A 13066-nucleotide genomic window follows, 5' to 3' on the forward strand; every position below is an offset into this window, starting at 1 on the left:
GCCTGGCGCTCGCATTGAACGATTTAGGAGTTACGCAGGATTTGGTTCACGAGTACGGGCATGCGAGAATGACAAAGGCGATGATAATTTAAGTATCGAAAAATACAGGAAAGTGCTGTTTTGGCTGAAACTTGATTGCCATGTCGCGAGGGGGACGCGTGAACGTTTTTGATCTCGATACTGACCTAATAAAGCGTTATGAAAATTTCGCGCGTTCGTTCACTTCGATCCGCGCAGACGACATTAGCGAACAGGTCAACGCGATTTACGCCGGGCAGAAATTCTGGCCCGAACCCCTGATCGGTCTGAACCCCCATTTCCTCGAAGGCCGCGATCTCGTCGATCTTGCCAAGGACGGCGTGGTTGATCCAGATTTACCCAAGGTGTTCGCCGTGGGAGCCGGGCGCAGCCCGATCAACCTGCATCGCCATCAGGACGAAGCGCTCATGAAAGCGCTCCAAGCCAAAAATTATATCGTCACCACCGGCACCGGCTCGGGCAAGTCGCTATGCTTTTTCGTGCCGATCATTGACCGCATCCTGAAGGCGCGCCGCGCCGGCGAGGCCCAGCGCACGCGGGCGATCGTCATCTACCCGATGAACGCGCTCGCCAATTCGCAGCAGGAGGAGCTGGAGAAGTTCATCGGGGAGTGCGGCCTTTCCGATGGGATGAAGCCAACGTTCGCCCGCTACACCGGCCAGGAGAAAGAAGCCGAGCGCAAGCGCGTGGCTGAGGAAAAGCCGGACATCATTCTCACCAACTTCATGATGCTCGAACTGCTGATGACCCGGCAGGACGAACTCGACCAGAAGGTTATCGCCAATATGGCGGGCCTGGAGTTTCTGGTTCTCGACGAACTCCATACCTATCGCGGCCGACAGGGGGCGGATGTTGCGCTGCTGGTGCGACGAGTGCGCGAACGCATGGGAGCGAAGAAAATGCTCTGCGTCGGCACCTCGGCGACCATGGCGTCCGGGGATGAGGATGCGGGCCGCAAGGCGGTGGCGTCTGTCGGCACAACACTTTTCGGCAGCCCCGTGCATCCGGATGATGTCATCACCGAAAGCCTGAGGCGCTGCACCGAAGGCATCGCCAACGAGGCGACCCTGAAATCTGCGATCGTCAACTCCGCTGACGCTCCATCCACGGCAGAGGCGTTCAAGGTCGATCCCCTCGCGATCTGGATAGAAACCAATATCGGTCTTGAGGTCGGCGAAACGCTGAAGCGGGCGAAGCCTTCGACCCTCACTGATGCATCGCACCGCCTGTCCGAAGAGACGGGGATCGAGGCGGAAGCCTGCCGAACGGCCCTCCAGGACCGCCTGATCGCCATGAGCGATTTCAAGGATGAGCGCGACCAGGCCTTCATGGCGTTCAAGCTGCATCGCTTCCTGTCCGGCGCCGGCCACGCACATGCGACGCTCGAAGCTGCTGGAAAGCGGCGGGTGGCGCTGGCGGCGGAAAAGTTCGACCGCGACAATAGCGAGGCCCGCCTCTATCCGGTCTTCTTCTGCCGCGAATGCGGACAGGAGGTGCATAGCGTCACCATTGACGATGATGGCGCCGTCATCGCACGTCCGATCGATCAGACCCCACGAGACGGGGTTGATGAAAGCGGGGCGGAGCACGGGTTTCTCGTGCCCGACGCCAAGGGTGATCTGAATTTTGCCGGATCCATTGATGATTATCCTGATGACTGGATCGAGCTGACGGCATCGGGCGAACCGCGGCTCAAATCCTCACATCGCGGCAAGCATGACGGCCGCCTGATGATGCTGGGCGCTAACGGGCGGCGCGATGAGCATGGCGTTCGCTCGTGGTTCTTCCCCGGTAAATTCCGCTTCTGTCCGCATTGCCGCAATCAGCCGCCGCCAGGCGCTCGCGACATCAACAAATTGGCGGGCCTCTCGGCGGAAGGTCGCAGCTCAGCCACAACGCTCATCACGTCGGTTGCCCTCGACTGGATGGAACGGGGCCACATCCCGTCTGAGAAGCATCGCCGCAAGCTGCTCGGCTTCACCGATAACCGGCAGGATGCCGCGCTCCAGGCCGGACACTTCAACGACTTTATCTTCGTAACGCTCCTGCGCGGCGCCATGCTGCGCGCTGTCCTCAAGGCAGGTGAAGACGGTCTAAGCCATGAGCAATTTGGCGATGCCCTGCGCCGCGCGCTCGGTTTCGATCCCGAAAGCGTCGATCGCCGCGCGGAATGGATGCTCGATCCGAACCCGGCCAGCTTCGCAGCGCTGGACGAGGCCAAGAAGGCGGTAAACCGCGTGCTGGCCTATCGCCTCTGGAACGATCTGCGGCGGGGCTGGCGCTATACCAATCCCAACCTCAATCAGTTGGACCTGCTGCGCGTCGAATATCCGGGCATCACCATGCTCGCCCGCGACGATCGCGCCTGCGCCGGCATGGACCAGGAACAGCTCAATGACGGCCAGCGCCGTGGCTTCGAGCTGCTTTCCCAAATTTCCAGTGACGTTCGGCGCGAAATGTTTCGTCTGGTGTTCGACGCCATGCGGCAAGGCCTCGCCGTTGCCGTCGATGCGCTCGATCTCAATGAGATCGAGCAGGTCGCGCAGAAATCCCGCCAGCTTCTCAAAGATCCCTGGGCAATCAGCCGGGAAGAAGAGAATAAGGATCTTGTGTGCCAAACGACGCTTGTGCTCGGCACACAGGGCGGCAAAGCGGATAGGATTATCCGGGTTTCTGCGCGGAGCGGCCTTGCCAAAGAATTGGCGAAGTTGGCGGGGGCGCTGCCGCTTGCCGATCGCGAACCGTTGATCGAAGCGATGCTGATGGCGGCGGCGCGCCACCAGATCGTGCGCCAGTTTTCTGCCGGTCCGCTCACCGGTTGGCGGCTCGCCCCGAGTGCTTTGCAGCTCAGTGCAGGTGAAGGGACACCAAGCCCGAGCCAGGACAATGCGTTCTTCCGCCAGCTCTATAGCGACGTTGCCGCGCGTCTCGCCACACCTGGCGGGCTGCCCATGGCCTTCGAAGCGCGCGAGCATACAGCGCAGGTCGATTCTCTCCTGCGCGAAATGCGTGAGTGTCGGTTCCGGTACGGCAAGAGCGACCATGAACGCATGAAGGAAATTGCCGGCGATGCGCGCGTTCTCAATGAGAAGCGTGACTTTCTGCCCTTGCTTTATTGCTCACCCACCATGGAACTAGGCGTAGATATATCGCAGCTCAATGTCGTTTACCTGCGCAACGCGCCGCCAACCCCGGCCAATTATGCACAACGCGCAGGCCGTGCTGGCCGTAGCGGACAGGCCGCGCTGGTCATCACCTACTGCGCCGCGCAAAGTCCGCACGACCAATATTATTTCGAGCGTCGGACCGATCTCGTCGCCGGCATCGTTCGCGCACCCGCGATCGACCTTATCAATCGCGACCTGCTTGCCGCGCATGTCCATGCCGAATGGCTCGCTGCCGCGCAGGAGGGGCTGGGCAAGTCGATCCCGGAAAACCTTGATATGACCGAGACCGACCTGCCGGTCTGCGAACGGCTACACAAAGCTTTTGCCGTGGCCAGTGCGGACTTCGATGCCCGTGAACGTGCCGAGCGGGTCGTCCTCTCGGTCCTGCCACACGAAGGCGCAGCCGAAATCGGCGAAGCCTCGGACTTTGTCGGCCAGCTCTGGAGCAACGCGGCAGCGGCATTCAATACGGCGTTCAAGCGCTGGCGGACACTCTACAATTCCGCCCATGAAGAACGGAAGGCTGCCAGTGAACTCGGCAATCAAACCGGGTTGTCAGCGCAGGAACGCCAAGAGGCGCGAACCCGCTATCTGGCAGCCGATCGTCAGGTACAGTTACTGGAAACTGGCGCATCGTCCACCAGCTCTGACTTCTATGCCTATCGCTATCTGGCGACCGAAGGCTTCCTGCCGGGCTATAATTTCCCGCGCTTGCCGCTCTACGCCTTCATAGACGGGGAGAAGTCATCGACGGTGCTCCAGCGTCCGCGCTTCCTGGCGATCGCGGAGTTCGGGCCGAACAGCCTCGTCTATCATGAGGGCAAGGCCTATCGCTGCAATCGCGCCAAGCTGCCTGCCGCAACGCGGACCACCGACAACAAGCTGACGACGATGACTGTGCGATGCTGTCATTCCTGCGGCGCGGCCCATAGCGTGGAAACGCAGGAACGCTGCATTGCCTGCGGCGATGTGCTGACCGAGGAAGGACGGCTTTCCAGACTCTATCGGATCGAGAATGTCGATGCCGTTCCCGGTGCGCGCATTACGGCCAATGACGAGGATCGGCAGCGCCGCGGCTTTGAAATCCGCACGATTTTCGAGTGGGAACCGATGCGCCAGGACCAGCTTCTGCTGAAGTCCGACGACAGCCCGCTGGCGGCGTTGCGCTACGGACCACAGACGCGCGTATCGCGCGTCAATCTCGGCCTTCGCCGCCGCGCCAAAAAGGAAGATACTGGCTTCGACATCGACACGATTTCGGGCCGCTGGCTCAAGAATGAGACAAAAGGTGAGGATGAGGGTGACGATCCCAAAAGCGCCATTCGTCAAACCATCGTGCCTCTGGTCGAGGACACGAAGAACGCACTGCTGCTGCAATTCGATCGCCAGCTCGGCCTTGAAGAAGCGCAGATGGCGACCCTCCAGCACGCCCTGATCCGCGCCATAGAGACCGAGCATGTCCTGGAAACCGGCGAGCTTCTGGGCGAGCCGTTACCGACCCGCGACGATCGCAAGGCGATCCTCTTCTATGAGGCATCCGAAGGCGGGGCAGGGGTTCTCAAGCGGCTGATGGACGGCGCTGAGCGCTGGCATCGCGTCGCGGAGGTGGCGCTCGACCTGATGCATTACCGCCGCGACAACGGCGAGCTGGTCGAGGCCAACGAACCTTGTGTTGCCGGTTGCTACCGCTGCCTGCTGTCCTATTACAACCAACCGGATCATGAACTGATCGACCGGCGCGATCCTGCGGTGATTGACGTGCTCGATCGGCTAGCGCGCAGCGAGAATGACTGGCCTGCCGATGCTCCCGCCGGTGCCGGGGCTCATGATCCATGGATGGCGGCGCTGGCGCAGTGGGGAGCGCCGACGCCCTCCACGGAAACCATTGGCGGCGAGACCTATCATCTTTGCTGGCCGGGGCTGATGGTCATGGCCGTGCCCGGTGCGCCGCCGCCAGCACTGGTGACGCGCTGCGCCGAAATTGGCCGCGACTTGATCGCGCTGCCGGCAACCCCTGACGAAACCATGCCGCCTGACCTTGCCGCGGCGCTCGGAGTATCCGCATGAACCTGCCCGCCTTCCAGACTGGTCAGCTCCAGACGGGCGATTTGATCCAGGCCCGTGGGCGGGAATGGATCGTGCTTGGTAAGCCGGATGAGGGGCTTGTTCGCGTGCGGCCCCTTTCGGGGTCCGAAGAAGACGCCATCATCATCGCCCCCAGCCTTGAACGGATGCCCGTTCGTCCCGCCACCTTCGATCTGCCGACGGCGGATCATCCCGATACGCAGGACGCCGCCCGTCTGCTGGCCGATGCGCTGCGCCTGTCTCTCCGTCGCGGCGCAGGGCCTTTCCGCAGCGCCGCGCATTTGGGCGTCGAGCCGCGCGCATATCAGCTCGTCCCCCTGCTCATGGCGCTGAGGCTCGACGTGAAGCGACTGCTCATTGCCGATGACGTTGGTATCGGAAAGACCGTTGAGGCGGGCATGATCCTGCGCGAGATGATCGACCGGGGCGAGGTCGAGCGCTTCTCCGTGTTGTGTCCGCCGCATCTCGTGGATCAGTGGGTCGGCGAGCTGGCGGAAAAGTTCGACATTGATGCTGTAGCCGTCACATCGGCTCGCGCCCGTTCGCTGGAACGCGGATTGGCGCTCGGCGACACCATCTTCGGCGTCTATCCCTACACCGTCGTCAGCCTCGACTACATCAAGGCCGACAGCCGGCGGGAAAGCTTCGCTCAGGCTTGTCCTGGCTTCATCATCGTTGACGAGGCCCACACCTGCGTCGGCGGTAGCGAGAAGGGCACACAGCAACGCTACGCTCTGCTCGAACGGCTCGCGGAAGACGCCACGCGCCACCTGCTCCTGCTCACTGCGACCCCGCATAGCGGCAATCAGGATGCCTATGCGCGCCTGCTCAGTCTGTTGCACGGCGACCTCGCGGACGGACCCGAGGCGGGCGATCAGAACGCACGGCGCCGCTATGCAGACCGGCTCGCCAAACACTTTGTCCAGCGTCGCCGCCCCGATATTGCCGACAAGTGGGGGGATGCGGGCGCTTTTGCGAAGTCGATGAAAGCGGATGCGCCCTATACGCTGACCGGCGATTTCCAGAACTTCCAGGAGGACGTGCTGGAATATTGCCTTGGTGTCGCAACCCGTGCCGATGGGGAACGGGCGCGGCGGCTCGCCTTCTGGGGAACACTCGCACTAATGCGCTGCATCGGCTCGTCGCCGGCGGCAGCCCTCAGCGCCTTGCGCAATCGGCTCGGGGGCATGGCGGAGGAAGCCGCGCTCGCGCCAGTGCTGTTTGATGACGACGGTGATGAGCTGGCCGACACCGACATTGAACCAGCGACTGCACTGGACCGCGAGGAGCTGGCCGAGCTGAAAGCCCTCATCACGCGCGCGGAAGGGCTGGCGGCCCGCTTTGATGATGATCCCAAATTTCGCGAACTCGTCCGGCAGGTGAAAGACCTTACCGCCAAGAAGGATGCCCGGCCAGTCATCTTCTGCCGCTTCATCACAACGGCCGAAGCTGTCGGTGAAGCGCTGCGCGCCCAGTTCAGGAAGTACGAAGTTGAAATCGTCACGGGCCGCCTGACGCCCGAGGAGCGGCGTGGGCGCGTCGAGGCGATGGCGGATCATCCCAATCGCATTCTCGTCGCCACCGATTGTCTGTCCGAAGGGATCAACCTCCAGTCGCTGTTCAACGCAGTGATCCATTACGATCTCAACTGGAATCCGACACGGCACCAGCAACGCGACGGACGCGTCGATCGTTTTGGGCAGCCCGAGGATACGGTCTGGTCGGTGATGATGTTCGGCTCAAACTCGATCATCGACGGCGCGGTCATCAAGGTCATCACCGAGAAGATGAAGCGCATCCAACAGGCGACTGGCGTGATCGTGCCGGTGCCGGAGGATTCCGCTAGTGTCTCCAACGCGCTGATGCAGGCGATGCTGCTGCATTCCAGCAAACCGCGCGCGCAGGGACTGTTCGATTTCGGCGACGCCGAGGAACGGCTTGAAATGGAGTGGAAGGACGCGGAGGAAAACGCGCGTAAAAGCCAGACGCGCTATGCCCAGGCCGCGCTCAAGCCCGACGAAGTTCTCCCCGAATGGCACCGACTGCGCGAACTTCTCGGCGGCCCCGATGAAGTAGAGCGGTTCACCCGCCGGGCACTGGCGCGCATCGATACGCCGCTCGGTACGGTCGGGAGCCACTACCGGGTCAGCTATGAGGATTTGCCGAAACAGCTTGGCGAGCGCCTTGCGGCCCGCAATCTGACGGGCACGCGTGCGATTGGCTTTGCCGACAAGCTGCAACCCAATGTGGCCCATGTCGGCCGCACGCATCCGCTGGTCGCCATGCTCGCCGAAACCATGGCCGAAGGGGCGCTCGATCCCGGCGGTGTCGAAGGCAAGGCCACGCTCGGCCGCTGCGGTGCCTGGCGCTCTACGGCGGTGAGCAAACTCACCACCGTCCTGTTGCTGCGCCTGCGCTTCAAGCTGACGACCAGCGGTCGAAAGACACTGTTGGCCGAAGAAGCCACCGCGCTGGCTTTCGCCATGGGCGACAATACCGCCATCGCACAAGGCCCCGACGCCCTGGCTTTGCTCGAACCCGATGCCAGCGGCGACATCGCGCCGCCCGTCATCGCAAGGCAGGTCGATCAGGCGCTAACCCGCCTGCCCGAATATGATGTCGCGATCAGCGCTTATGCCCAGGATCGTGCGGCCCGGCTTTCAGAGGATCATGACCGCGTGAAGTTCGCCACACGGGGCGAGGGGGCCACCACCGACGTCGAAGCCGTCCTACCCGCCGACGTGATCGGCCTCTATGTCCTCGTGCCGGAGGCGAACTGATGGCCCGTTCCACCAGAGCCGCCGAACTCGGCCTTGTCGCCGTCACCATCGAGGGCGGGCTGATCGCTCCCGAACAGGTGCAGAAGATCGTCGCTGCCGATCGCACCGCTAAAACCGCCGACAGCTATGGCTGCCCCAAGGGCACCGGCCTCGGCGATGAGATTTCGCGCTATTTCCGCATCGGCCAGCATATCTGGAAAGACTATGACCGGATCGATGCGCCCACTGTCACGCAAACCGCACAGTTCGCGCATGACCTGCTAACCCAGTGCTTCGGCTTCACCGATCTTGCCGGCCCGGTCGAGCATCAGGACGGCACCCGCCGCTATCGCCTGGCCTGGGAGGCCAAGGATGGCCGTGTTCCCGTCGTCGTCGCCGCGCCGGTCGTCGGCGCCGACGCTTTCAACAAAGCGCAGCCCGAGTTCGGGGACGGGGAGGGCGGACGCCCGCGCCGTAGCCCTGTTTCACTGTTGCAGGACTGGCTCAACGCCACAGACCATGCACTGTGGGGCCTCGTCTTTGCCGGCGACCGCGTGCGCCTGATGCGCGACAATGCCAGTCTGACCCGACCGGCATGGATCGAGGCGGACCTTGGCGCGATGTTCCGCGACGAGATGTTCGCTGACTTCACTGCATGGTGGCTGGTCGCTCACGCCACCCGTTTTGGCGCAGCGGGCGCGCCGCCTTCTGAAAGCCCCCTGGAACATTGGCGCGAAGAGGGGATGAAACAGGGCATCCAGGCCCGCGCCGATCTGCGCCGTAACGTCGAAGATGCGCTGTCCGAACTAGGTCAGGGGTTGGTAGAGGCCAATCCTGAGCTGGTTGAACGCATCCGCTCCGGTGCACTCCCTCTGCAATCGCTGTTCAGGGAGCTTCTCCGCACCGTCTATCGCCTGATCTTCCTTGCCGTGGCCGAGGACCGCGATCTGCTGCACCCTCGCCGCACGCCGCAGGCGGCACGCAGCCTCTATGCCGACAGCTATTCCTTCACCTTCTGGCGCGAACGCTCGCGTCGCCGCGTCGCCCGCGATGGGCACCTCGATGCGTGGGAGGCGATGAAAGTCACGCTTTCCAGTCTGGAACATGGCCAGGAATTGCTGGGCCTACCTGCTCTCGGCGGCTTATTCGCGAAGAGCGAAACGCCGTCGCTGAACGATGCGCTCATTCCCAACCGCCGCTTTCTGTCCGCGATCTTCTGTCTTGGCTTCATCCGCAAGGATGGCGTGACGCACCGCATCAACTGGCGCGACCTCAAAACAGAAGAGCTGGGCAGCGTTTACGAAAGCCTGCTCGAAATCCGTCCTCGCCTTGAACCAAATGGCGCTTTCACCCTCGACAGCGGCGCCAAGGGCAATGACCGCAAGACCAGCGGAAGCTATTATACGCCGGATTCTCTCGTTGAAACGCTGCTCGATTCCGCGCTCGATCCGGTGCTGCAAAAGGCCGAAGATGGCGCCGATACAGCCGAGGATAAAGTCGCCGCTATCCTTGATCTACGGGTGATTGATCCGGCCTGCGGATCGGGCCATTTCTTGCTTGGTGCCGCCCGCCGCATGGCTGACCGGGTGGCAAAGCTGCGCAATGAAGACGCCGGCAAGGAAGAGACGCAGGCCGCGCTGCGCGATGTCATATCCCGCTGCATCCACGGCGTTGATCGCAATCCCATGGCGGTCGAACTCGCCAAGGTGGCGCTGTGGATAGAATCCGTGTCCCCGGGGCAGCCTTTGGGTTTTCTTGACGGCAACATACGCTGTGGCGACGCGCTGCTGGGCGTGTTCGATTTCGCTGCGCTGGAAGAGGGCATTCCGGATGAAGCCTACAAGCCACTGACAGGGGACGACAAGGAAACTGCCAGCGGCCTTCGCAAACTGAACAAGAGTGAGCGTGATGCCGGCCTGCTGAAGCTAGCCTTCGATCCCGGTAAGCTTTCGGGCGAGTTCAGCAAGTTCCATCGCATGACTGAGAACAGCCAGCGCGAAGTTGCCGCCCGCGCGGCCGAGTTCGATCGCATCCGCCAGACGCCGGACTGGCTGGCGTTGCGGCAGGCCTGCGATATCTATGTCTCTGCCTTCCTGCTGCCCAAGCCAAAGCTGCCGAGCCTGGCCAAGCCGCTCGTCCCTACGACGGCCCACCTGCGCAACACTGTTTCTGGCGGAACCATGCTGCAAACCGGTACGGTGCAGGGGGAGCTTGCCATGGCGATAGACAGCGCCGCCTTTGCCGCCAGCGCGTTCCACTGGCCGCTAGAGTTTCCCGACGTGGTTGTCGGGCGCCGCGGTTTTGATGTGGTGCTGGGCAATCCGCCGTGGGAAGTCGTCCAGCTTGGCGAGCAGGAATATTTCGAGAGCCGAGTTCCCGAAATCGCCGAGATGAAAGGCGCGGCACGCAAGAAGGCGATTGCCGCGCTTGAACAGTCACACCCCGAAATTTTTGAAGAATTCGCCCGCGACAAGCGCACGTTCGAGGCGATGAACGAGTTTGCCCGTGCCAGCGGCCGCTTCGATTTGACTGCGCGCGGCAAGGTTAACACCTATGGCCTGTTTGCCGAGCATTTCCTGAACCTGACGCGGGAAGGCGGCAGGGCAGGGGTGATAGTGCCAACCGGCATCGCCACCGACGCCACCACCGCGCCCTTCTTCGGCCATCTGGTGAGCGGCCAACGGCTTGCCGGTCTGACCGACTTTGAAAACAGCGCGCCACTGTTTGCGGGCGTCCACCGCAGCTTCAAGTTGTGTCTACTTACCATCGGCAGTGCCGTGGCGTCGGCGGACTTCGCCTTCTTCCTCACCGATCCCGCACAGCTTGAGGATGAGCGCCGCCGCTTCACCCTCTCGCCGGGGGAAATCGCCCGGATCAATCCGAATACGAAAACAGCCCCGGTCTTCCGCTCACGCCGAGACGCCGAACTGACTGCGAGCATTTGCAACCGCGTGCCCGTGTTGATCGAGGAGGGCAAGGAAGGCGGCAACGCGTGGGGCGTGGAGTTCCGGCAGGGCCTGTTCAACATGACCAGCGATAGTCACCTGTTCCGCACGGCCGCGCAATTGACGGAAGAAGGCTTCTTCCGCGATGGTCCGGACTGGCTGCGGGAGGGAGTGACAGCACCTGCGCCGGCCTCTTCCATGCAGGCCATCATGGCCGAAGCCGTCGCCCGCAACGCGCCGGACCTACTCGCCCCGCTGACGCTCGCACCCGAACCGCTGTCGGTGTCGACACATGGGGCCGAACGCTACGTCCCGCTCTACGAAGCGAAGATGATCCACCAGTTTAACCACCGCTTTGGAGACGGAGGAAAGCTCGAAGAGAGACCTGTCAGCACCGGTTGGCCGAACCCGCTGTCGCATGAAATTGCAGATCCCGATTATGTAGTTCATCCATGGTATTGGGTGCCATCCACGGAAGTTGATAGCTCATTCTCTGAGCGAGACTGGCAGCGCGGGTGGACATTCAACTGGCGACGTAATGCCCGCGCAACTGACGAGCGCACACTGTTAGCAGTATTGATTCCGCGGTGCGGTATCGGCGACAATTTGTTCACTGCGTTCCTCGCGAAATCACCGAATTTTTTTGCTGCCTTTTATGCAAATTGGAACTCGCTCGTTGTCGACCTTTGCCTTCGGCAAAAAGCAGGTGGCGCGAACATGAGTTTTTATCTCATCGAACAACTCCCCATCCTCCCGCCCAGCGCGTACTCAGAAGCCGACCTAGCTTTCATTGTCCCGCGTGTACTGGAGCTGACCTACACCAGCCACGCCATGGCGCCCTTCGCCCGTGACCTAGGCTATGAGGGCCCGCCCTTTGCCTGGGATGAGGACGGACGCGCCACCCTACGTGCCGAGCTCGACGCTTGGTACGCCCTCGCCTACGGCCTCGCCCGCGACGAGCTGCGGTATGTGCTCGACCCCAAGGACGTCATGGGTCCCGACTACCCCAGCGAAACCTTCCGCGTTCTCCAAAACAACGAACGCGCGAAATATGGCGAATATCGTACGCAGCGCCTTGTCCTCGCCGCCTATGACGAACTGATGGCGCAGGGTATGCGGCCAAGGCTGGATGGGTATCGATGATGGCGCGATCCACCAGTGTCCGCAGCCGCCCCGTCCACCCGATTTACCGCTCCGAGCTACAACAGGCCGCGTATAACCACGGCTTCCGCAAGGAAAATGGTGAAGCGGACGGATGGCTCTATTTTCGGTCTGACGATGGTATTCCCGGAGAAATTGCACTCGCCTCCGGCAATGAGGAAGGGGGCGAGCCGTGGTTCCTCGCAGTGGAACATGCCGGCGTCGCCGCAAAGCTACGTGGTGAGTTTCCAGCGGCCCTGGCGGAACCCGTACCGGGCCAGTTCCGTGGTGCGTTCGCCTTCTCCGATCAGGCCGAGATGCGCCAGGCCCTCAGCCGCGCCTTTCATCTGGCCCGGGCGCTTCCGACCTTTCCACTGTCCCAGTTCGAGTCCGATGTAGCGAGTCTAGGCGACACAGAGGTCGAACGGATCACTCGCGAGCGGATTGGGCAGGGCTATTTCCGGGGTGCCCTGCTCGATTACTGGAACAACAAATGCCCGCTCACGGGCATCTCCGAGCGTGCGCTGCTTCGCGCGAGCCATATCGTCCCCTGGGCTCGTTGCCGAAGTGATGAGGAGAGACTGGACGTTTTCAACGGCCTGCTGCTCACCGCACACTGGGATGCCGCGTTTGATGCTGGTCTCGTCAGCTTTGATGATGGAGGCAAAGCGCTCATCAGATCAGATCTCGACCCGGCGGTGATTTCCCTGCTTGCGCCACACGAGATTGCGCCTTTGCCGCTGACCAACGCGCATCATCGCCAGATGGCGTGGCATCGAAAGCACTTTGGTTTCGAGTGAATGGAACAGCAGAAAACGTAGGCAGCGAGGTTCTGCGTGACAAAGGGCTCCCTCCTCGTTTGCAGGGCCAGCCTTTTTTTGATTTAACATAAGATATATTATCAATCTTTTATCGTGTAAGCGCCGGATAG

At 62.0% G+C, this 13066-nt stretch carries 4 protein-coding genes; all 4 read left to right on the top strand.

Annotated elements, in window-relative coordinates; translation table 11 throughout:
- Positions 1 to 158 precede the first annotated feature (158 nt).
- Genes L3X40_RS00315 through L3X40_RS00330 form a run of 4 tightly spaced genes read left to right on the top strand, consistent with a single transcriptional unit; the run spans position 159 to position 12935 of the window.
- Complete coding sequence (locus tag L3X40_RS00315) at positions 159 to 5273, top strand: DEAD/DEAH box helicase (protein WP_092958617.1); 5115 nt, start codon at positions 159 to 161, stop codon at positions 5271 to 5273.
- Positions 5270 to 8071, top strand: a complete 2802-nt coding sequence (locus L3X40_RS00320; protein WP_175485342.1) for a DEAD/DEAH box helicase — start codon at positions 5270 to 5272, stop codon at positions 8069 to 8071. The genes L3X40_RS00315 and L3X40_RS00320 overlap by 4 nt, the downstream gene beginning before the upstream one ends.
- The gene (locus L3X40_RS00325) at positions 8071 to 12138 is read left to right on the top strand and encodes an Eco57I restriction-modification methylase domain-containing protein (protein ID WP_092958540.1); all 4068 of its coding nucleotides are present in this window, start codon (positions 8071 to 8073) and stop codon (positions 12136 to 12138) included. The genes L3X40_RS00320 and L3X40_RS00325 overlap by 1 nt, the downstream gene beginning before the upstream one ends.
- Positions 12135 to 12935 (top strand): HNH endonuclease, encoded by an 801-nt coding sequence (locus L3X40_RS00330; RefSeq protein WP_092958538.1) that lies wholly within the window; start codon positions 12135 to 12137, stop codon positions 12933 to 12935. Before L3X40_RS00325 ends, L3X40_RS00330 begins: the two co-directional genes overlap by 4 nt.
- The last annotated feature ends 131 nt before the right edge of the window (positions 12936 to 13066 follow it).

It is taken from the genome of Rhizorhapis sp. SPR117, assembly GCF_021742065.1.

Excerpts from the sequence above, each read along its gene's own strand:
- L3X40_RS00320 (WP_175485342.1), top strand. The coding sequence starts at position 5,270 with ATGAACCTGCCCGCCTTCCAGACTGGTCAGCTCCAGACGGGCGATTTG.
- L3X40_RS00325 (WP_092958540.1), top strand. The coding sequence starts at position 8,071 with ATGGCCCGTTCCACCAGAGCCGCCGAACTCGGCCTTGTCGCCGTCACC.
- L3X40_RS00330 (WP_092958538.1), top strand. The coding sequence starts at position 12,135 with ATGATGGCGCGATCCACCAGTGTCCGCAGCCGCCCCGTCCACCCGATT.